Source organism: Paenibacillus sp. NAIST15-1, assembly GCF_001894745.1.
GTDB classification, from domain to species: Bacteria; Bacillota; Bacilli; order Paenibacillales; family Paenibacillaceae; genus Paenibacillus_B; species Paenibacillus_B suaedae.
The window spans coordinates 132428-155576 of record NZ_BBYF01000011.1 but is presented as its reverse complement, the minus strand read 5'-3'; the positions used below and the strand labels follow the sequence as shown (position 1 = coordinate 155576).

At 49.4% G+C, this 23149-nt stretch carries 18 protein-coding genes; 13 read left to right on the top strand and 5 right to left on the bottom strand.

The annotated features are described in order from the left end of the window. Positions 1-50 precede the first annotated feature (50 nt). Complete coding sequence (locus PBN151_RS21130; protein ID WP_072730586.1) at positions 51-776, top strand: nitrous oxide reductase accessory protein NosL; 726 nt, start codon at positions 51-53, stop codon at positions 774-776. 189 nt (positions 777-965) lie between these two features. Here PBN151_RS21130 and PBN151_RS21125 read toward each other — a convergent pair whose 3' ends face one another. The 3 genes from PBN151_RS21125 to PBN151_RS21115 form a co-directional block, all read right to left on the bottom strand. Beyond that, on the bottom strand, positions 966-2372 hold the full coding sequence (locus tag PBN151_RS21125; protein ID WP_072730585.1) for a hypothetical protein: 1407 nt from the start codon (positions 2370-2372) through the stop codon (positions 966-968). Positions 2373-2593: 221 nt separating this feature from the next. Then, positions 2594-3679, bottom strand: a complete 1086-nt coding sequence (locus PBN151_RS21120) for a glycosyltransferase family 61 protein (RefSeq protein ID WP_072730584.1) — start codon at positions 3677-3679, stop codon at positions 2594-2596. 198 nt (positions 3680-3877) lie between these two features. Then, entirely contained in the window at positions 3878-4498 is a 621-nt protein-coding gene (locus tag PBN151_RS21115) for a flavin reductase family protein (protein ID WP_072730583.1), read from the bottom strand. 108 nt (positions 4499-4606) lie between these two features. On the opposite strand from PBN151_RS21115, the gene PBN151_RS21110 reads away from it, so the two are divergent. Then, complete coding sequence (locus PBN151_RS21110; protein WP_072730582.1) at positions 4607-5317, top strand: ArsR/SmtB family transcription factor; 711 nt, start codon at positions 4607-4609, stop codon at positions 5315-5317. Between the two features lie 89 nt (positions 5318-5406). On the opposite strand, the gene PBN151_RS21105 is transcribed toward PBN151_RS21110, so the two are convergent. Beyond that, on the bottom strand, positions 5407-6135 hold the full coding sequence (locus tag PBN151_RS21105) for an SDR family oxidoreductase (protein WP_072730581.1): 729 nt from the start codon (positions 6133-6135) through the stop codon (positions 5407-5409). Between the two features lie 184 nt (positions 6136-6319). Here PBN151_RS21105 and PBN151_RS21100 point away from each other — a divergent pair, with 184 nt between their 5' ends. After that, positions 6320-6685, top strand: coding sequence for a winged helix-turn-helix transcriptional regulator (locus tag PBN151_RS21100; protein WP_065291570.1), 366 nt, complete (start codon positions 6320-6322; stop codon positions 6683-6685). Between the two features lie 245 nt (positions 6686-6930). Here the strand turns inward: PBN151_RS21100 and acnA are convergent, their stop codons facing one another. Then, complete coding sequence (gene acnA, locus PBN151_RS21095) at positions 6931-9654, bottom strand: aconitate hydratase AcnA (protein WP_072730580.1); 2724 nt, start codon at positions 9652-9654, stop codon at positions 6931-6933. Positions 9655-10068: 414 nt separating this feature from the next. On the opposite strand from acnA, the gene PBN151_RS21090 reads away from it, so the two are divergent. The 10 genes from PBN151_RS21090 (at position 10069) to PBN151_RS21045 (ending at position 23123) form a co-directional block, all read left to right on the top strand. Next, complete coding sequence (locus tag PBN151_RS21090) at positions 10069-11076, top strand: amidase domain-containing protein (protein ID WP_072730579.1); 1008 nt, start codon at positions 10069-10071, stop codon at positions 11074-11076. A 61-nt stretch (positions 11077-11137) separates the two neighbouring features. Next, complete coding sequence (locus PBN151_RS21085; protein WP_072730578.1) at positions 11138-12241, top strand: D-alanine--D-alanine ligase; 1104 nt, start codon at positions 11138-11140, stop codon at positions 12239-12241. Between the two features lie 244 nt (positions 12242-12485). Continuing rightward, on the top strand, positions 12486-13193 hold the full coding sequence (locus PBN151_RS21080; RefSeq protein ID WP_072730577.1) for a response regulator transcription factor: 708 nt from the start codon (positions 12486-12488) through the stop codon (positions 13191-13193). Next, on the top strand, positions 13190-14686 hold the full coding sequence (locus PBN151_RS21075; RefSeq protein WP_072730576.1) for a sensor histidine kinase: 1497 nt from the start codon (positions 13190-13192) through the stop codon (positions 14684-14686). The genes PBN151_RS21080 and PBN151_RS21075 overlap by 4 nt, the downstream gene beginning before the upstream one ends. A gap of 2 nt (positions 14687-14688) precedes the next feature. Continuing rightward, entirely contained in the window at positions 14689-15738 is a 1050-nt protein-coding gene (locus PBN151_RS21070; RefSeq protein WP_072730575.1) for a LolA family protein, read from the top strand. A gap of 27 nt (positions 15739-15765) precedes the next feature. Continuing rightward, a complete protein-coding gene (locus tag PBN151_RS21065; protein ID WP_072730574.1) occupies positions 15766-16245 on the top strand; it encodes a PH domain-containing protein in 480 nt (159 codons plus the stop codon). Beyond that, positions 16235-17764, top strand: coding sequence for a PH domain-containing protein (locus tag PBN151_RS21060; RefSeq protein WP_072730573.1), 1530 nt, complete (start codon positions 16235-16237; stop codon positions 17762-17764). The genes PBN151_RS21065 and PBN151_RS21060 overlap by 11 nt, the downstream gene beginning before the upstream one ends. A gap of 398 nt (positions 17765-18162) precedes the next feature. After that, on the top strand, positions 18163-20382 hold the full coding sequence (locus PBN151_RS21055; RefSeq protein ID WP_072730572.1) for a hypothetical protein: 2220 nt from the start codon (positions 18163-18165) through the stop codon (positions 20380-20382). A gap of 127 nt (positions 20383-20509) precedes the next feature. Continuing rightward, complete coding sequence (locus PBN151_RS21050; RefSeq protein ID WP_072730571.1) at positions 20510-21703, top strand: HEAT repeat domain-containing protein; 1194 nt, start codon at positions 20510-20512, stop codon at positions 21701-21703. Between the two features lie 31 nt (positions 21704-21734). Beyond that, positions 21735-23123 carry a glycosyltransferase family 2 protein gene (locus PBN151_RS21045; protein WP_072730623.1) on the top strand — a complete coding sequence of 463 codons (1389 nt, stop codon included), beginning with the start codon at positions 21735-21737 and terminating at the stop codon, positions 23121-23123. The last annotated feature ends 26 nt before the right edge of the window (positions 23124-23149 follow it).

Here is a 23149-nt window from a genome sequence, read left to right as displayed (position 1 = left end):
TGCTTGCTAGCATTTGTTCTGTAAATGAATTCCATCGTGGAGGGTGTTATATGAAAAAGGGGTTAGCTATTTTTATTTGTTCGATCATGATGCTGAGTATTCTTGCAGGATGTAGCGGTGCAGATCATGCGGGAGAGAAGGGCGGACAAGCTGTGGCGCCGGTTGAGGAAGCAGCGGCTTCGAATACGGGGAAGGAACAAGTAAGCCAAACGACTCAGAATAAGGCACAATCTAAGCAGGAGCTGGCTGCAGCACATGCGGAGGAGCCAACCCATGAGGACTTATGCGCCTTTTGCCAAATGAAAATCTATTTGAGAGAAGAAGATATGGGGATGTTTACAGCGCAAATGCAGACAGCAGATGGTCAGCATCTCTATTTTGACGATGTCGGCTGCTTATTGAATTATGAGCGAGATATGAAAGAGAAGCCGGCTGCATCCTGGGTGAGAGATTATAGTACATTAGAATGGGTGACAGCAAAGGATTCAACTCCGGTAAAGGCGGATATTAAGACACCGATGAAATATGGCTACGCGTTGTTCGCTACGCAGGATGCAGCGCAGAAGTTCGTGTCGGACAATCAAGCCCTGAAGGGCAAGGAAGCATCGTGGAAGGAAATTGATGAAATCTCCCACCAACGTTATTTGAAGAGAAAAGAGAAAATGAAAAACGGCGGCATGCACAATGGAAGCATGAACAAACCAATGGATCATGGCAATAATGGGGACGACAAGCACAAAAGCGATGATAAGCAAAAAAATGATGGCAAACACTAAAGTGATAACAAATACTAAAATGATGGCTCTGAAGGATAACAAACACTAGTGATGAGGACTAAAAGGAAATCTGTCAGCTGTCAGGCATGTTGATACACGTTGAGAAGGTGTAAGGGTAACAATGATAATGATGGTTTAAACAAAACAAGTCCCACCTGTTGCAAAGCAGCGAGCAGGTGGGACTTGTTGTTACAAAAGAAGCAGCAGCATTGCGACGAGTGTCGTGACGGTTAAGCCGATGATCACCGGAACAAGGTTGCGGCGTGCCAGCTCGAACGGGCTGACGCCACAAATTGCTGCTGCTGGTATGAGCGCCCATGGGATTAGCGTTCCCCCTCCGACCCATATGGCGGCAACTTGACCGAGTGCAGTCAGGGTATCTGTCCCTCCGCCAATGGTGGCCCCGAACAGGGACGCTATGGAGCCGGCAAGCGAGATGCCGGAGAATCCTGACCCATCCAATCCTGTAATAGCTCCTACAATGGTGAGGGTAATTGCACCGATGGCAGGGTGGAGTGGAACGCTGTGTGCAAGCGCCAACCCTAGATCATTCACAATCCCATGCGATGCCGCGGGCAGAGTTTTGCCGAAGATTTCGAAGAAGGCAGAATCTCCTAAATAGAAAAATGCGGCGATTGGAATGACAGGGCCGAATACTTTGAACCCAAATAGAAAGCCGTCCACGAGGTAGCTGGTTGTCTGTTCAAGTGCTTGCTTGCGATGGGTGAGCAGAGTAACGACGATGAGTATGATTGCAGCGGTTCCGCCGATAAGCGCCGTTGCTTCTCCACCCTGAAGATTCAACTTGAACAGCATGATGACGTCGATGGCGAAGAGCAGGGGAATGACAATGGCTAGAGTTGTTTTGGCAACGGGAGGTAAGGGAATACGAGTCACATGGAAGCTGCTGCGGTCGTCATTTTTGGCAAGACCGGTACTCATGGTCAGAAGACCACGCCCCATATCGCGGCGCATCATCCAGAACGCTACGACCGTGGTGACGACACCCATGACCAGTACAAGCGGGATGCTGGCTTCCAGCACGCTCTTAACGGGCAATCCGGCTGCATCCGCGGTAAGCTTTGGTGCGCCCTGAATGACGAAGTCGCCTGACAATGCGATACCATGTCCGAATAAATTCATAGCCATCGCAACAGCAAGAGGAGGCAGCCCTACGCGAATTGCTGCTGGCAGCAGCACTGCACCAATAAGAGCGACACCTGGCGACGGCCAGAAGAAGGTGCTGATGACGACCATAACAATCCCAAGTGTCCAATAGGCCATCGTGGGACCGCGCATTAGCTTGGTGAATGGAGATACCATCGTTTCATTAATGCCGGACGCGAGCAGCACACGGCTCATCGCGACAATAATCGAGATGATGAGAATGGTGCCAAGCAACTCCTTAATGGCATAAATAAAGCTGGTAAATATACCGCTGACCGCTGAACTGACCGAGGAAGTTGCCAGCAAGCCGAGCAGGAATATCCCCGCCATACATACAATAGTCGTATCTCTCCGCATGACGAGGAAGCCAATAATTAACCCAATGAACAGCAGATACACCCAGTGTATCCCGACGAGTGTAACGACCAATGGAATCGCCTCCCATAATGTAAGCGTTAACATAGGTTTCGGAAGCGTGGAAGCTCTTCGAATTATGTGCTTCATACTATGCGGATACCTATCATTTGGTCATCATCAGGCGGATGAGAGAGGATGCGAGTCGTTCACATTTGCATGTACCGGAAGATACAGCCAGCAAGCGGCGTGTCCTTGCATAGCCCTGTGCTAATCGCTACATATGGCAGGCACAACTAAATGCCTGCCATATGAAGGACGCGCTTCAGCTTGTCGATGTCGACGATCAGGTTATCAAAGCCAGCAAGTGGCTTTGGCGGCTGCTCGATATTACATAGAACCTCATAGTAATTCATACCTGCATAATTGCTAATTTTCCAAAAGTAACTATCCATAACTGTTAACGGCGTCAGTTCGATCAATGTAGAGCCTGGATTGCAGAACACGGTGTTAATGCTCCCGCTTCCGAACGGCGCAACGATAACTTGCGCTGACGAATAAATTGCAATCTTTTCGGCCGTGGACAGCGGTGTAAGCAAAATGCGGACGAAGCCCTTCTCGGCCAAAACTTGCATGACTTCTTCTTCATTAATGACGTGTCGAACGAACGCATCTTGGCGGCTAACGTAGATTCGCTCATAGCCAGGACGAGGAGCAATGGAAGCATTTTTCAGACGGGTGCGAATGTATTGACTGGCCCAGCTCGGACATCCGCCAATAAGGAATGGTACGGCCGGCACGACCAGCTTGTTGGCGACCAAATGGAAATCGTTACGGTCAACCTGTATTAACTTTTCCATCGGAAAGCCGAGCATTTGCAGCGATTCATATTGGAAAGAATGTGTCAGTTGACCAACCAAATATTTGTCGATAGCAATTCCACTCTGCTCCAGCAAATGAATGCGGGGCAAATAATCAAAAAACCAGTGCCCGAAAATAGCTTGGTGATATGCAGTTCCGGGAACATTATAGCCCCACATTAATGTGGCAACAGTTTCTGATGTATATTGCGGCTCAGGAAGCTCATTGAACGGGTAAGGATAAGGGGGGAGTTCTACGTCTTGAAGCCGGCGGTGGTCAGGCGTTACCACATGACCGCTCCCAGTCATGACCCTTCCCCCTGGTATAACGGCCACGAATGCTTCATCAAAGTGACATATAGATCCCCATCGAGGCGTGTCTACTCCTTTGGGAGGAGGAAGAATAATCGTTTCTGCCGGGTAAAGCACACGATACATTTCTTGAAACTGTTGAAGGTTAAGAGCGGCTCCGGCAGCCCAGTCCCGTGTTCGGTGATAAGTAAGATGCGGAAATACGTTCACTCTCGAGCCCTCCTTTTGCAGATTGCTTCAGTTGCAATATGAAACGAATAGTAGACTTTCTGAATAGAGTATGCCAAAGAGTAAGCGGCAGCGAGGGCGGCTCTAAAGGGGGAGATGCACATTTCATAGACCTGAAATGATAGCTCGCTGACCGGAAAAAGGATTGTTTCTCTCCGGTACAACGGATTTTTTATTGCTTTATGTTTCTGCTCGGTACGTCTTGCCGAGCTCAGTGCCAAGTCCGAAGTAGTGGCGGAAGTTATAAATAAGCGGACTCCATTTCCGCGGATCAATATGGTTATCCCCGATGAGAATATCCTCATGGGCATGAACGTGAACGGCTTCCGTCTCGACAATCGCCATAAACGAAGTATGCTCGGGGATACGAATATGTCTCACCTGTGCTTCGATTTGAATAGGGCATTCTGCAATGCGGGTAGGCTGTACGGCAACTGACTCAGTCGGTGTCAGATCACCCGCTTCGTACTTGTTCTTATTATAAGAAAAACCTAACGGCAGTTTCCATTCTGGAACCTGCTGCTTTCCTGTGTAAGGCGCCAGCTTTTCGACATTTCCCCACAGATCAGGGCTTGGCACATTGATGACGCATTCTTGATGACGCTGTAGATTTTCAAACGTTTTGCTTCCTAGTCCGATTCCAAGCACGATGCATTGCCCTAACGCCCAAGAGGAGGATAGGGGACTTATATTGACAGTTCCATCCTCATTTAAGGTGCTCAATAAAATAACGGGCGTTCCATAATAGAGGATTTTCGGTTGAATGTGTTTTGTTGCGATTTTTTGTTTGCTCGTCTCCATAGGTGCTGCCTCCTGTTATGTAGGTATTTATTCCTTCTGCCTCATTGTAATACGTAAATAATTCCATTATCATCGAAGTATGGATTACAAATTGGGGAGGGATATTGGATGTCCAGAAAATCGAATCCAAATGCAGCCGTAATTGCTTCGCTTGTCAGCGATTGTTCTCGTGCCTCTATGCTGACGGCTTTATTGGATGGCCGCTTCCACCCGGCTAGCGAGTTGGCTTCAATGGCGAACATCAAGCCGCAGACAGCTAGCTTTCACCTCTCCAAAATGATCGAGGCGGGCGTCATAATGATGGAGAAGCAGGGGCGCCACCGCTATTATGGCATTCGAGATCAAGAGGTAGCGCGTGTTATGGAAACCTTACTATCTATTGCGCCACCGGTTCCGATTCGCTCGTTGAAGCAGCATGCTGAAGATAAGAAGCTTCGCTTTGCACGCACCTGCTACGATCATTTGGCTGGATATGCTGGAGTTCAGGTGACAGAGTCGCTTATACGGATGGGCATGATGGAGGATGACGGAGAAGCTTTTCGAATTACGGAAAAGGGAGAGGCTTTTTTCGCAGAGTTACAAATTGATCTTACAGGAACGAAGAAAAAGCGTCGTGCCTATATCCTAAAATGTTTGGATTGGAGCGAGCGTCGCCACCATCTGGCAGGAGCACTAGGCAACGCGTTATTGGAAAGAATGCTGGAGCTGGGCTGGATGAAGCGGCTGCCAGATACAAGAGCCATTCATATAACGGAGATGGGTATAGCAGGCTTGAAAGAAACGTTCGAAATCGACCTAATGATCCTTGCGGAGTTGTAATGTGAACTGCTCTCCCTACAGAATGGACTTGATGAGGCAGTCAGCCCTGTGTGAAGAGCGTGTCATTGTCGTGATATGACTTGCTTTTGTTAACGTAGAAGGTAACCTCCATCAGGATACAGCGTGCTTCCTGTTGTATAGCCGTTCGTCATTAAGTAGATAACCGTATGCGCGGCTTCTTCGACGTCTCCTACCCTGCCGAGCAGGTTAAGGCGCGCAGATTGCTCATAGGCCTGCTCTCGTATGGCCTGTTCTGCACCTTCCCAGTTGAAGGGGGTTCGAACTGTCCCCGGAGAGATGACATTTACGCGAATGGGTGCTAGTTCTACGGCTAAGGCTTTGCCAAGACTTTCGATAGCTCCATTGCAAGCGGCGTATGATGCGCCGTCGGCAAGGGGACGTTGACTGAATGCACCTGACATCAGCACGATGGAGCCGCTGCGGTTCAAGTACGGCAGCGCGTATTTAACCGCATGGTATTGCGGCCAGAACTTGGCATCGAAGCAGCTGCGAGCTATTTCAAGCGTCGATGTAATCGGGCCGCGAACATACGAAGCCCCAGGCGTGAATAAATGATCAAATGGGCCAACCGTTTCGAAGAAGCGGTCGAGTTGAGCTTCATCGCGATTATCCAACGTATAAATCTCTGTCACATCTGTCCCTAATAGTTGACGGGCTTGCTCCAATTTATCTGCGGAACGGCTGGCAAGCACGATAGAAGCTCCTTGTTCAGCGGCTTGCTTGGCCGTCTCCAAGCCAATTCCCGAGCTCCCTCCAATAATGACAACACGTTGCTTGTGTAATGAAATCGTAGACATAGTTCTTGACTCCTCTCACTTGTAATTCGACGTTATTATGGAACAAGTAGAGAAGGGTGCCAAGTAGACACTTTCATCGTACTTAGTACGAAAAATCGTACTTTTTGACAGGCTAAGGAATTGGAGGGCAGGACATTTATTTAAAAATATAGGACAACATATCCCTTGCGAGGTGAATGAAGCGATGGATTTGCAGGAGCCGCGATTACTTGGCGTGATGACGACGCTTGAGCGAATCGGAGGCAAGTGGAAGCCTCTCATTCTATTTATTCTAGTAATCAATGGCACCCAACGATTTGGGGAATTGCGGCGGATCATTCCAGATGTCACCCAAGGCACGCTGGCCAAACAGTTACGGGAACTGGAACAAGATCAGCTTATTGAGCGGATCGTCTATCCGGAGGTGCCGCCTCGGGTGGAATACCGTCTCTCGGAGCATGGCCAGTCCTTGGTTACGGTTCTCGACAGTATGTGCAGCTGGGGGAGAGAACATTTGAAGTTCATCCATGGCCAACAGCGGGATGAAGGAGGGGGAAGGGGCCAAGGTTGATGGCGGGGCTGAGTCAGAGGCAGAGGCAGCAACAGTAACTGAAGTAACAGTAGCAGAGTCTGAGGATTGAGCTAGCCTTTTCTCGCCATACATTACGTCTCGTGAATTACAGGTACTTCTTTTTTCATACATGTATAAAAAAGTCCCCCTTATACCTTTATTGGAGGAACACATTAGGTGTCCAGCCAATATCGACGATAAGGGGGCTCTTTATGTTTACCATGTTGGGTCGAGATTAATTATAGTTACGCGTGCGAGCGCTCTTGCGCGATCATTTGGCGAAGAACCGTTTGCAGGATGCCGCCGTTATGGTAGTAGTCGACATCGACCATGCTGTCGAGACGAACTGTTACCGGGAATTCGAATTGCGTACCGTCTTCGCGAGTTGCCACAACTTGCAGGGATTGACCTGGCTCCACGTTGTTGGACAAGCCTACGATGCTGAATGTTTCCGTTCCAGTCAAGGCGAGAGTCTGCCAGCTGTTGCCGTCTTGGAATTGAAGCGGCAGAACGCCCATGCCGACCAGGTTGGAACGATGGATACGTTCAAAGCTTTCGGCGATAACAGCTTTTGCGCCGAGCAGGTAAGTACCCTTCGCAGCCCAGTCGCGGGAGCTTCCTGTACCGTATTCTTTACCAGCGATTACGATCAGGTTCGTACCGTCTGCTTGATACTTCATGGAAGCATCATAGATGGACATCACTTCATCCGTAGGCAAGTACTTCGTTACGCCGCCTTCTGTGCCTGGCGCGATTTGGTTGCGGATACGGATGTTTGCGAATGTACCGCGCATCATGACCTCATGGTTGCCGCGGCGGGAACCGTAGGAGTTGAAGTCCTGACGAGTTACGCCATTATCGATCAAGTATTGTCCAGCAGGGCTGTCGACCTTAATATTGCCGGCTGGCGAGATATGGTCAGTCGTTACGGAATCGCCGAGCAGCGCTAATACCTTCGCGTCGCGGATATCTGCAATATCGTTCAAATCAGAGCCAAGGTTCGAGAAGAACGGAGGATTCTGAATGTACGTGGACTTCTCATCCCACTCGTACAACTCGCCTTCTGGAACCGGAATGGAGTTCCAGCGCTCGTTTTGAGTAAATACATTTTCGTATTTATCACGGAACATATCCGGTGTAATCGCTTGAGCAACAGCTTCCTTGATTTCTTCGGATGTTGGCCAGATGTCCTTCAAGAATACAGGTTCATTGTTGCTGTTGTAGCCAAGCGGCTCGTTCGCAAGGTCAATGTTGACTGTACCCGCAAGTGCATATGCCACAACCAGTGGAGGAGAAGCAAGATAGTTCGCCTTCACCTGAGCATGGACACGGCCTTCGAAGTTGCGGTTACCGGACAAGACAGCGGCAACGGTCATATCCTCATCTGCGATTGCCTTGCTTACTTCGTCAGGAAGCGGACCGGAGTTGCCGATACATGTTGCGCAGCCGTAGCCGGCAACATGGAAGCCGAGCGCTTCCAGCGGCTCGATCAAGCCGGATTTGTTCAAATATTCGGTAACGACCAGGGAACCAGGCGTCAAGCTGCTCTTCACGTAAGCAGGCTTCTTCAAGCCACGCTCTACCGCTTTCTTTGCAACTAGACCTGCACCGATCATTACGCTAGGATTGGACGTATTCGTACAGCTAGTGATAGCCGCGATTACGACAGCACCTGTCTTCAGCTGTGTTGTCTCACCGTTCGGATGAGTAACCGCAACTTGCTGTTCGATCTTCTCGTCGCTCAGACCATATCCACCCTTATCGATCGGCGTGCGCACGATATCAAGGAAGGATTGCTTCATGTTCGTCAGCTCTACACGGTCTTGCGGACGCTTCGGACCAGCCAAGCTTGGTACGATCGAGCCGAGATCCAATTCAATGACATCTGTGAATGCCGGATCTTCGGTAGCCTCCGTGCGGAATAAGCCTTGGGCTGTATAATAAGCCTTCACGAGCTCGATTTGCTCTTCGGAGCGGCCAGTCAAGCTCATGTAGTTCAATGTCTCTTGGTCAACTGGGAAGAAGCCGATTGTTGCTCCGTATTCTGGAGCCATGTTCGCTACAGTTGCGCGGTCAGCCAAGCTGATGTTCCCAAGGCCTGGACCGAAGAATTCAACGAACTTGCCGACTACGCCCTTCTTGCGCAGCATTTGGGTAACTGTCAGTGCAAGGTCAGTCGCCGTAGCGCCTTCCGCCAAGCTGCCTGTTAGCTTGAAGCCGATAACCTCTGGTGTAACGAAGTAGAGCGGCTGTCCGAGCATGCCTGCCTCTGCTTCAATACCGCCAACGCCCCAGCCTACAACGCCAAGACCATTGATCATCGTCGTATGCGAATCTGTACCAACGAGCGAGTCAGGATATACTTCAGTAACGCCGTCAACCTGCTTCGTAGCCGCTACGGAAGCGAGGTATTCCAAGTTCACTTGGTGAACGATACCTGTTGCAGGTGGTACCGCACGGAAGTTGTCGAACGCCGTTTGCGCCCAGCGAAGGAAGCGGTAGCGCTCTTCGTTGCGCTCAAATTCCACGTTCATGTTATATTCGAGTGCATCCTTAGTGCCGAATGCATCAACCATGACAGAGTGGTCAATAACGAGATCGACCGGAACAAGCGGATTAATTTGCTTCGGATCTCCACCGGCTTTTTTCACCGTATCCCGCATCGCTGCCAGATCGACAACAACGGGTACGCCTGTGAAGTCCTGAAGCACGATACGTGCTGGAATGAATGGAATCTCTTTATTCTCATCACGGCCATTCGCCCAATTGGCGATCTGGTTTACGTGATCCTTCGTAATGGCGCGGCCGTCGAATTGGCGCAGGGCTGCTTCAAGCAGCACCTTGATCGAAAATGGAAGGCGGGAAATATCGTTGCCTTGCGCCTCGAACGCTTCCAAGCTGTAGTAGCGATAGGAATGATTACCGACGGTTAACTCGCGTGCTGTAGAAAAAGCATCTGTTCTTGCCATAGAGAAACCTCCTTCTTGGTTCTGTGTTCATCTCTTGCTTGGTGATGCATCTGATTCACGTGTGCTGGCAGGTATGCAGGTAGTTAATTTTTTTCTATCAGTTCCACTAGATGAAACGTTATTTCATAATTGCTTCACATCTCCAGTATAGCGTGTTCCCGTATGAGCGTAAAGAGGTTTTTCTGCATAAAAATGCCTAAATGTACGTGCTTTTCGCACATATTTGTGATGTCTGGTCGTTTGTTCGATAAAGAGCAGATTCGTAGCCCTAAGCACACAATTGATAACCGTGCTTCCCAAGGCCATTCCACAGGACATGAGCGATGTGGATGACGCATATATATGGTAGCAATATTCCGCGGCTTTCAAGGACGGTTGTCCGCCGGAGGCGCGCCCGTACAAGGAGGCAGTAGCATGCGGCAAGATTGGAAAAATACGCTGTATCTCTATGTAGATCAGCACAATCGCTCAGAAGTGGATGATCGGAATTATGCGGTTCAGGCACCTATCGAGGATATGGAGTATGTTATGAAGGCCAGCGAGCGGGCCAGAAGATTGAAATTGTGGTATCGCGAACGCGGAACAACACCGCTTAAGAGCGAGACAAAGGCTAAAATCGTACGCAAGCATGAAGGCGATGGAGAAGTGGCTGTCGACGTAGAGTTCCACGTCCAGCGCGAGTATGACCAGCAGGGTGTGTCCTTGTTCGATGAGCGAATTGACATCGAGCGATTGACACTGAATCGAGACGGTGACAGCTGGATTATTACACGAGTAGAAACACCAGCCCATGAGCGTCATGGCAGCAAGCTGGATGACGAGAATCATGAGGCGCAGCATTATGCTGAGAGGCAGAACCGCTCGATGCCCCTATTGAATTATGATGTGCTAGGCATGAATATGCGGCCGCAGAAGTCTTCCCCCTATCGGCGGGAGAGAGCGGTACAATATGCAGAACAATGGTGGAACGAGCCTAATCCCCGTTTTCTGTCGTTTGAGGTCGATTGCACCAATTATGTCTCCCAATGTCTCTTTGCAGGGGGGGTGCCTATGAACTATACTGGTAGAAGAGAAACGGGCTGGTGGTATAAAGGAATGGTCAACGGTCAGGAGAGCTGGAGCTACAGCTGGGCGGTCGCGAACAGTCTAGAGCGCTTGCTTGCTAATAGCGCATCTAGCTTGCGAGCAGAGCTGGTTGCACAGCCAACTGATCTGCAGCTTGGCGACGTCATCGCCTATGATTGGGATGGAGATGGCCATTTCCAACACACGACGATCGTAACTGCATTTGATGCAAACGGCATGCCGCTCATTAATGCGCATACGACGAACAGCCGTCACCGTTATTGGGACTATCAGGATTCCTACGCGTGGACTGAGGCTACGCAATATCGCTTCTTCCATATTATTGATGCTCTGTAGAGGAGCAGCATGGACAGCGTAGGAGGGACAACAGGCGCTTGATGCGCTGACGGAGGGAATTATGGGACAACAGGAGAAGATGCGCGTCGGCTTGGTGTACGGCGGCAAATCAGGAGAACACGAAGTATCATTATCGACGGCATTTGCCGTGATGGGAGCAATGGATTACGAGAAGTATGATATTATTCCATTCTATATTACAAAAACAGGGGAATGGCGCGTAGGAGAATTGCGTCATCAACCATTTAGCGATAAATCAGAGCTGACATTAGAAGGCGCTGCCGGTTACACGAAGGACGCAATGGAAATGCTGTTCGCTCGAGTCGACAGCACCGGAAATGCTGGGGACAGCATCGATGTTATGTTCCCACTTATTCATGGAACGAACGGGGAAGACGGAACGATCCAAGGCTTGTTCGAAATGGCGAATGTGCCTTATGTCGGCGCAGGTGTATTGGCATCATCCGTAGGTATGGATAAGGCTGTCATGAAGCAGGTATTTGCGCATGCCGGCTTGCCGCAATGCAAATATGTTCACTTCATTCGCAGCGAATGGGAGCATCATCAAGCCGATGTGATGGCCAATATTGAATCAGAACTTGGCTACCCATGCTTCATTAAGCCAGCTAACTTGGGTTCGTCGGTAGGCATTTCGAAGGCGCGCAATGATGCCGAGTTGAAGCAGGCAATCGAGGTTGCGCTTCGCTATGACCGCAAGGTAATTGTAGAAGAGTTCGTAGACGCTCGCGAAGTAGAAGTCAGCGTGCTTGGCAATGACGAAGCAGAAGCATCCGTGCCAGGCGAAATTGTGTCTTCCGGTGAGTTCTATGATTACAAAGCAAAATATATCGATGGCAAATCGCAGATCGTTATCCCAGCTCCGCTGGACGAAGAGCTTCTGGATCGCCTGCGCGAGATGGCGGTACTTGCATTTCGAGCGATTGACGGCTCAGGCTTGTCTCGCGTCGACTTCTTCGTACGACGTTCGGATATGCAGGTATTCATCAATGAAGTGAATACGATGCCCGGCTTTACGCCTTTTAGCATGTATCCGCTCATGTGGAAGGAAACAGGGATTGCGTACGGAGCGCTGCTGGATCGTTTGATTCAATTAGCGATGGAACGCTACAAAGTGAAGCAGCAGCTTTATTTTGAAAATGTATAAGCAGAAGGTGCTGCTTGAGTTATTGCAGGTTACGAACACGGAATTTGTGTAACCTAATTAATAGGAAGAAATAGAATGGGCTGTCTTGTGAGTAGAGCAACTACTTGCAGGGCAGGCCTATTTTTTATGTAATAACTAGGATGCATATGGTCTATCCAATTGCGGTCGATTTTATAAAGAAAGTATGAAATCCGAAGGATGCAGCTTAGGAACAATTATAATGTAGGCAAGGAGCGAGATACACATGAATGCGAACATATTACTTGTCGAAGATGATAGAGAAATCGCGAGAATTGTTAGAGATCATTTGCGTCGGGAAGGATACGAGGTCACCTGGTCTTCCACAGGACTGGAGGGGTGGGAGGATTTCCGCATTGGTACCTATGACATGGTTATCGTAGACTTGATGCTGCCGGAGATGGATGGGTTCACCTTGTGTAAAAATATCCGGCTGTCGAGCAAGGTTCCGCTTCTTATAGTAAGTGCGCGGCTGGAGGATGAGGTCAAGGTACAGGGCTTGAAGCTCGGGGCGGATGATTACGTGACGAAGCCGTTCAGCTTGTCCGAGCTTACGGCTAGAATCGATTCGCATCTGCGAAGATTCAAGCGTTATACGGATGGGGCAGAAGCCTCAACGGACAGCTTGTCCTTCGAGGGTGGGCTCGCTATTGATGAGAAGCACCAACTTGCAAGCATGGGAGATCAGTCCATCACCCTAACCGCCAAGGAATGGGCACTTCTCGTACTTCTTGCTCATCACCCGCAGCGTGCGTTTACGAAGAAGGAGCTATATGAGCATGTATGGCAGCAGGCCGATGCGGAAGGCAACAACACGGTGTCTGTTCATATTAAGAGTCTGCGCATGAAGCTTGGAGATGACGTACGCAATCCCACTTATATACAGACGGTGTGGGGAACGGGCTATCGGTTCATTGGTGAGCGGCGCAGATGAAGATTACACATTGGCTGATGATCACTTGTCTTGTCGTTATGATCCTGCCGCTCGTGGCATTCGCTGCTTTGTTCGGGCTGCTGCAGTCCTATGATGAACGGGAAGGATTAGCCGAATATATGGATGTGATGGAGCGCCTAAGTGAAGTGGAGCAGGTTATAGCAGCGCCTTCGCTGTATCGCATCCAGCCGCAGGACAAGTTCCAGGCGGTCAGTCGAGTCGCTGACCACTCGCTCAAGATCACACTGTATCGGGCAGATGGCGTTCAAGTATTTACATCGATGGAGAACAAGATGCTTCCATCCATGTATCGTGTCAATCCAGAGCAATTGTACGAGAACCTGTACAAGCTGGAGCAAAGCCATGATACGTATACGTTGAAAAAGCCCGTGTTCGAGAAAGGAACACTTATTGGGTTCTATGAAGTCACGATGGTGCGCGAAAAATGGCTTAACGCCTTCCAATATAGGACGTATATTGTCATTGGTTGTGCCGTGCTGTTTTTTATTGCCCTATATGGCGCGGCGCTCTTTGTTATTCAGCGGAAGTTGAATCTTCCAATGAAGCAGTTGATGCGGCAGATGACTGCATTTGCACGCAATGAGCTTGTTCCTGATATTAGCCGCAGCTCCAAGGACGAGATGGGAACCCTGATTGCCCATTTTTACGACATGAGAGAGCAGGTTGGGCAGGCCAGAGCGCAAATTGCTGCGGAGCAGCAGGAGCGGGATTACATGGTCGCATCGTTGTCCCATGACCTGAAGACGCCGCTTACCTCCATTCGAGCATATGCGGAATCGTTGCAGCAAGATAAGCAAGTAACAGCGGATGAGAAGAAGGAATACTTCGGCATTATGCTTGATAAAATCGGCTACATGCAGCAGATGCTGGACGATCTGGCGACCTACACAGCACTTCGTTCTACGGAGAACGGGGATGGGCAAGAGCAAGTCCTCGTGGACGGGGAAGAACTGTTCGATATGCTGTTCTCGGGATATGATGCGGTTTGTGCGCAGCGAGGCATTCATCTCGACATTCGAAATGAGGTGGCCGGCGTCTATCCATTCCATGCGAAGCAGATGATGAGACTCGTGGATAATTTGATGGGGAATGCAATCCGGTATACGCCGTATGGGAAAACGATTTGGCTGGGGGCTTTTTCAGAGAATCAGCCGCTGCCGGAATGGTTGTTCCCGGCGTTTGTTGACCGTGTTCAGGCTTGGAGAGGGAATGCGCTAGTGCTGCTCGTTCAGAATGAAGGCGAAGAGATAGAGCCACAGCATATCAAGAAGCTGTTCCAGCCTTTTTACCAGGCTGACCAGTCGAGGACGAAGTCTCGTACTGGCGGAGCATCAGGACTAGGACTTAGTATCGCAAATATGATCGCGGAGCGGCATGGCGGGAGCATCGGCGTATGGTCGGCTGCGGCGCATGGCACATTATTGGCCTGTCGATTTAGTTACGAACAAGGATCAGACAGAGAGGATGAATGAAGATGATGTTCCGATTTGCAGGCAGTCTATTACTAGCAAGCAGCTTGATCTTTACAGGCTGTACCAGTTCGGTGAAATTGAGCGGGGAACAACTCGTGAGTCAAGCGCTGGAAGCGGGTAAGAAGGAAGTCTCCTACTACGCGGAAGGTGTTACGGTTTCTTATGAGGACGGCAAAGAAACTGAGCGTTATATCCTGAAGGAATGGTCGGATGCAGAGACGAAGAAGAAGCGGGAAGAAGTAATAAAGGACAATGAGCGAGCCATATCTGTGAGTGACGGCAAGCTGATTACGGTATGGGATGAGCATAATCGGCAAGCATTCAAAATGGACGTAGGTGACGGGATGCGGCCGATGACGCAGCGGGAGCAGTTGAAAAATATGCTGGAACATTTGAACAAATCGTATCGTATTGAATCGATGGGAGACGAAAAAGTCGGCGAACATCAAACGGTTCATATTAAGGCCTCATCCAAAAAGAAGGATGCCCTGCTGAAGCAAATGGAGTTATGGGTCGATCAATCTACTTGGATGGTGATAAAGAGCAAGATCGATAGCGGTGCGGTCAAATCCACTTTCGAATATACGAGGCTGGATATGGCGCCGAAGTTCACGGCAGATACGTTCCAGTTGGGCATACCGAAGGATATTCCGGTGCGTGACATCAATGAGCTGAACCCGGCGAAGCAGGTATCACTGGAGGAAGCGAAGAAAGCGGCGGGAGCTCCATTTCTACAAATAACGGATAAGGATTTTTCGTTGAAGAAGACAGAGTTGGCGCAGTTAGAGGGAGAGATGAAGCGTACGGAAATCTCTTTGGAGTATGACAAAAACGGTATATCTTATGTAAGTGTCAGTCTGTTCAAGACACCTGCTGACGCACAAAGAGATCTGGGCACGGCAGTAACGGTGCGCGGAAAATCAGGATGGTATTGGGACGAAATACACTCGCTTACTTGGGACGAGGATGGATTCCGTTACACGATGATTCCGTCGAACCCAGATGTTGCGCAAGAAGAACTAATCAAGATTGCAGAGGGCATGAGTAAATAAGTCCCGATGGTTGGAGGGGGATGTAGAATGGAGAGTAAGCTGGGGCAAAAGTTGCATCCTGACTATAGGAAGGCATCTCGCATTGCAGGCGTCATTGCACATGGCATTATGGCTGCAGTCATTATTGCCTATGTTATTATCGCTTCTGTACAAGGCTGGATACAGTACCCCGCTTGGATTGCATCAGGATTATGGGCGGTATCTTTCATTTGGTTCGTATGGATTGAACCGATACTAACTTATCGTTATTTTGCATTCGAAGTGTTTGAGGAAGAGCTGCACATTCAATCAGGAGTTATTTATTTGAAGCATACGATTGTACCTATGAATCGCGTACAGCATGTAGAGACAGAACGCGGGCCGCTGCTGCGCAAGTATGGGCTCTCGCAATTGTCAGTCGTAACTGCGGCGACGACTCATCGGATTCTGGCAGTCCAAGAGGAAGAAGCGGAGCGGCTAAAGGCCAAAATTGCAGAACTGGCGAAGGTGGATGACCATGAAGAATAAGGAGATGCGCCTTCATCCACTGCACATGGGATTTTCGATTCTGCAGGTAGCCAAGGCCATATGGCCTTTCCTTATTCTCTACGCATGGAAGGCTAAGGATCACTCGTGGATGCAGATTCTTTTTGCCGCCATTGTTGTCTATGCAATCGTAGATGCGGTGTTGGATTGGAGAAGGTTCACCTTCCGCTTCGAGGAAGATAAGCTCGTCATCAATAAAGGGATTTGGATTCGGGAAGAAAAAACAATCTTCTATCGGCGCATTCACTCGGTACGCTTGGAGCAGTCCTTCCTGCAGCGTGTAAGCCGGACAGCTCAGTTGAAGATTGAGACGCCTGGTGGAGAGGAGGATGGAGATGGCGTGCTGCCTACATTGTCGCTTGCACATGCGGAGGAATTGCGCACTATTTTAACGCAGCGCAAGCAGAGTACTCCGCAGATCGGCCTAGAGAGCGGCGATATACCTAAGACGGCAGGCGCTAATCATATGCTGCCTAGTAACAATGTCCATGCGACAGCAGGCGCGGATCAGAAGGATCAGGACAAACCGTCAGAGGAGGCGGGCTTGTCCGCACGGGACATAAGGCTGAAGGTAGGAACATTATTCCTATCCTCGGCGACAACGATCCATTTAGGCATGCTGCTTGCCTTCTATTTGGCGATTACGAACTTCGCAGATGACCTGCTGAAGCTGATTCTGCCAGATGGGCTGATGCAAAGACTAATGGATCAGATAATGTCCGCGATCCCAAGCCATCTGACTTATGTCGTGCTCGGAGTCGGTGGTCTCATACTTGCATGGCTCATCTCAACGCTGTTGTTCGTCGCGAAGTACTATCGATTTACAGCGGTGGTGCAGGGGGACGAGATTGTCATTTCCTACGGACTATTCGAGAAGAAAGTGAACGCCTTCAAACCAGGCCGAGTGCAGGAAATCATTGTGAAGGAGGGCATGCTTCGTCAGCTGCTCGGGTACGCACAGGTGGAGGTCGGAGTGCTGTCAGCAGATAAGAAAGAATCCTTGCTGCTGCATCCGCTTATTCGGGTTCGGGATCTTCCACATTTGTTAGCCCATTTTGTACCGCAGGTTGAATTGGCGGACGATGCTGTGCAGCATCGTCCGCCTGGTCGGGCCTGGTGGTACTATGTTCGTATGGAACTGCTGCTCTTCCTTACCACTTACGGTCTGCTCTATTGGTGGCAGGGGAATATGGCCCATTGGCTGTGGCTCCTAATGCCGATATTGCTCGGGATGGGGACACTGCGACTTAAGGACGCGGGAATTGGTATCCAGAATAAGCAGCTAATGATACGAAGCCGCGCGATCGCTAGAAAGTCCTGCTATATGTTGAGACCGCATATTGTCTCGCTTTCAACGAAAGACAGTTACTTTCAGCGTCAGCGAAATATTCGCTCCCTACATGTTACGATTATGAGCGGACATTCCTATACTGCGACATGTTTCGACGACCGCGACGTCGCACATGTATGGCAATGGTACAGCCGTCACAAACCTGAATAACCAAACAGGAGGGGGAATCCTCCTGTTTTTTTATGTTCTGTAAAACTATGGTACAAAACGCTCAGGCGAAGGGTGACCATAGTCCGATAAATATACATTTTATTGGTAAAATGGTTACAAAAACGCAACTTTTCCGACGTATTCGCGTCAAATGATGACAAATGATATCGATTTACAATTTCTCCAACCTAATCGTTCGCGTAATCAGAAAAGGAGTGATCAAATCGCTTTGCAGCAGGCTTTTTCTTTGCTTCAGCGCTGCAATAACCAGCAGAAAATGAGGGTCCTAGTTTTCAAAACGCGACTATCTAACCATGTTATTCCAGAAAAAAACTTGGTTAGATAGTATAAGAGGTTGCGGACAACACTCACAGAAAGGGTGAACAGGTCACATATCTATGAACCGTAGGAAAAAGCGAAATCTCGTTATAGGCATACTGATGCCGGTCATAATTATATTTGCAGGCGGATTGTATTGGATGCCGGAGTTGCTGTCTTCCAAGCCTGTCGCCTACGCTGGTGAGGATGGCATCAAACTGAAGTTCAAGACGGAGGGCGACCGCATCCTAGAGTACAAAGAAGATGGCTTCGAGCCAATCTTTGTTAAAGGAGTCAATCTGGGCGCTACACTGCCTGGATACTTCCCAGGGGAGTTCCCGATACAAGAAGAAGATTATCTGCGTTGGTTCCAGCAGATACATGATATGGGTGCGAATGTGATCCGGGTGTACACCGTGCACAATCCGGTGTTTTACGAAGCGCTTGTGAAGTTTAACCGCGATAAAGCGGAGCGGCCGCTCTATTTTATTCAAGGCATATGGTCGCCTGAGGAAGAGCTGATCGAATCGCAAGATGCTTACTTGCCCGAGATCAAAGAGAAGTTCAAGCACGAAATTGAGAAGGTTGTACGAGCGGTATACGGCGATATTACGCTGCCAGATCAATCCGGTACAGCGAGAGGGAAGTATAGGACGAATGCCAGTGATTACTTGATGGCTTGGCATATCGGGACGGAATGGGACCCAGTGATGGTTGATAAGACAAACAAGAAGCATAGCAAGGTATCGGCTTACACAGGTTCCTTTTTCAACGCGACTGGGCAAGCAAGCCCATTTGAGAACTGGCTCGCCGAAATGCTTGATCACGCTGCCGCGGTGGAGAACGAATATGGGTGGCATCACCCGATGACGTTCACGAACTGGGTAACCACAGATGTGCTGAAGCACCCGGGAGAGCCACTATTCCAAGAAGATATGGTGAGCGTCGACGCAAGAAAAATTCAGCCGAAGGCTTGGAGCGCAGGATATTTCGCTGCTTATCACGTCTATCCGTACTACCCGGACTTCTTCCACTTGGATACTTCGCTGCAGACGATTCGCGACAAGCAAGGGCAGTTCAATACGTACAAGGCGTATCTGCGCAAGCTGAAGGCGGAGTTCAAGGATATGCCGGTCATGATCACGGAATATGGTGTGCCATCCTCGATTGGCATCTCTCATCTGGGTATGGGAGGACGCAATCAAGGCGGTCATAATGAGCGTGAGCAAGGGCGTATCGATGCATCGCTCACACAGGACATTTACGATGAGCATTATGCAGGAGCAATTCTGTTCATGTGGCAGGATGAGTGGTTCAAGAAGACGTGGAATACGATGAAGATTGAAGTTCCTGCTGACCGCAGGCCGTATTGGCTCAATGTGTTAACGAACGAGAAAATGTTCGGGCTACTGGGCATGTACCCGAGCAAGGCGGATGCCATTGTTATCGATGGGGATTCCAAGGATTGGGATGCTATTCCAGACGATGAGAAAATGCTGCTGAAGTCAGATTTGCCGGGGGTTCGTGAGATGTGGATCACCCATGACGAGGGCTATGTCTATACGATGCTTAAGCTGGATAAGCCGTTCGATCCTGACCAGCAGACGCTATACATCGGGGCAAATACGCAAACAGGCGGCAATCGCACCATGAAGGAGCTTCCGGGTATTAAGCTGGACGAAGGTCTGGAGACACTTACGGTCATCGGCAAGGACAGTGAGGTTCGCATCGCTTCGAATTATGACTTCAACAACAGACTGTATGGCCCATCCGGTTATTGGATGGTTGAACCGAAGCCGCAGGAAATGAAGGATAATTCAGGATTGTTCAATCCATGGAAGCTGGCAGTTAGTCTGAAGATGGAACCCCCGGATACAAGATCGGCGCATCCATTTCAAGATATTGTTGTAGGCAAGCTGCATCGAGGGACGAGCGACCCGAACAGCAAGTCATACAACTCGCTTGCGGCTTGGGAGGCGAAGGGCGACACCATCGAAATTCGAATTCCGTGGATGCTGCTCGGTTTCGCAGATCCAAGTACGAAGCAAGTCATTTCATATGGCAGCGTGGAACGAAAGCGAGATCTGCCGACGATTGCAACAGAAGGGATACGATTCTTGCCTTGGGTTGTGGAACGAGGAGGGAATTCATCGACAGGTGCACAAACTCGTGCATATAAGAACTACTCCTTACACAATATCCAAGTATACACATGGAAACAGTGGGATAAAGTTGGCTATACAGAACGCTTGAAGCAAAGCTATTACGACATGAAGGAAGTGTTCCATCGTCTTCCATGACAAATGCGGCCACTCATAGGTGGCATGCGACTTCCGAAAGCGGTTCGGCAAGTTCCTTGCTGATTGCAACATTGATAGGTGCTTGAAGAACTGCCACTTCTCATGGAACAAAGGAGGCACACGTTACATGTATACAAAGTTAGACCTTGCTGTGTCTTTCATCTACGTCTGTCTGGGCCTGATTGGCTTCGGCGTATTGATACTGCTCATCATGAAAGCCCGAAATATACGGCTGATGCAGCAACGGGACGCGATCATGAAGAAATATAAACCTTATTTTATCTATTTGCAGCGTCATATCGGTGACGAGGGTTCCTTCCAGCCGCCGAAGGGGGCAGTTGCACAATTGGAGGCCAGGGTTATCCAAGACAAGCTGATCGAATGGATCGAGAAATTCCGTGGGACTCAGCGTGACAAGCTAACGAAGCTGTGCGAAGATATGGGGCTCGTTCAATTGGATATGAAGAATCTGAACAGCATGTTCTACGCGAAGCAGATGCAAGCGGCTTTCCGCTTGGGAGGAATGAGATCGTCCAGGGCGGTTCCGCACCTGCTGGAACTGCTTAAGCAAGAGAAGTCGGCAGAGCTGATTCGAGTTATTGCCCGAGCTGTTGCGAAATGCGCGGACGATACGGCATCTCTGGGGGTAATGCTGGATGAGCTGGCGAGCCGTGAGCAGCACAATGAGCTGTTTGCTGCAGAGATATTGGAGGAATCAACGTTAGACGTGACACCACTTCTTGTTGGATGCTTAGCGGATAGCAATAATCGTCTGGTGAAGACAGCTCTGCTGGCGCTGCGCGGGCATGCTGGTGCAGAACTTACGCCTGCGTTGTTCAAGCTTGCTGACAACAAAGACAAGGATATACGCTCCTTAGCAATTAAGTTGCTAGTGCGCACGGGCAATGTGCTGACGAAGGAGACATTGTGCAGTTGGTTCAAGGATCCTGAATGGGAAGTGCGGGCGGCTGTTGCAGAGTCGCTCAGCACGTACAACCATACTGCCAGCATTGTCATCTTGAAGGAAGCATTGACGGATTCTAACTGGTGGGTTCGGTATTACAGCTCGAAGAGCTTGGCTACGATGGGGGATGAGGGCTTCCGCGCGCTGTGTGAAGCAGCACTTGAGAGAGATGATCCTTACAAGTCGGATATGGCCAAAGACCGTATTCAAGAGGAGCTTCTGCGCGAGCATTACAATACGAATCGGCGGAAACACGTGTCCAGCCAAGCAACGAAGAGGCTCTTATATGAGCAGTATTTCGGCAAGGCTGCGACAGCACCGATATTTCGAAGCGTAGGAGGCGATTATTCTGCTTAGAGACCTGCTTCTCATGTACGGCTTATTCGCCATGTACTATGTGATCGTCGTCAATAGTATTTACTTCGGCATCATGCTCTTCTCGTTCAAAAGCATTTTCTCGATTGTTCGCCGAAAACGTTACGCACTAAGCGGGACGATAGCGGGTTCAGAGCATGTCCCGCCGGTCTCGCTGTTGGTACCATCCTACAATGAAGAGCTGACGATTATCGAAAATGTAAAGTCATTAATGACGCTGAATTATCCAACCTATGAGGTTATCGTCATCAATGACGGCTCCAAGGATGAGACTTTGAACGTGTTGATCGAGGAGTTCGCCCTATATCGCATGGATAACTTGTCCATTCGGTATGCCGTGAATTGTACCAAGATCAATGCTGTCTATCATAATCCAGAATATCCATTCCTCTATGTCATTGATAAGGCGAACGGGGGGAAGGCGGATTCCTTAAATGCAGGCATCAATTTCTCGCATTACCCGCTTATCTCGTCCATTGATGCAGATTCGCTACTGGAGAAGGATTCCTTAATCCAAATGACAACCATGTATATGTCCGATCCAGAGCGATATGTGGCGATCGGAGGCAATGTACGCATCGCTAACGGTTGTTCGATTGAGAATGGAACGGTGAAGGAAGTGCGCTTGCCGAAGAAATGGTGGCCGATGTTCCAAACGCTGGAGTACTTAAAGGCGTTCCTCGGCGGTCGAATCGGCTGGAGTGCGATTAATGGACTGATTATTGTGTCGGGGGCATTCGGGTTGTTCCGCAAGGACTATGTCATTAAGGTCGGTGGATATCGCGATGGCTATCCAGGCGAGGACATGAACATCATTATTAAACTTCATCGCTATATGCTGGAAAATAAACTACCTTACAAAATTGCCTTCTGTCCGGAGGCAGTATGCTGGACGCAGGCGCCGGATACGTACTATATTCTGTCCAACCAGCGTAAGCGTTGGGGGCGAGGGAACTTGAAGAATATGATCGAGAACTACGATATGACGTTCCGTCCGAAGTACAAGGTGTTCGGTCTATTGTCACTGCCGTATACGATTATATTCGAAGCACTCAATCCTTATTTCAAAGTAACGGGATTGATGTCCTTAATCGGTTATGCGCTGTATGACATGACACATTGGGAAATTGTGCTGGTATTTATGCTCATTAACTTCTTATCGGGTTTATTGCTAGCTGTAGGCTCGCTTCTGCTGGAGGAGATTGCGTTCAAGCGCTATCCGCGCATTAGCGATCTCGTGCGAATGCTTGCATTCAGTGTGCTGATGTTTTTCGGTTATCGGCAGCTTGGCAGCCTATGGCGCATTCAAGGGCATATTCAATTTTTCCAGAACAACAATTCATGGGGAGCCATGACGCGTCAGAGTTGGAGTGAAGAAGGAGAACAAACGAAAACCGCCTAAACGGCGCAGGGAAGGTGGAGACTGCA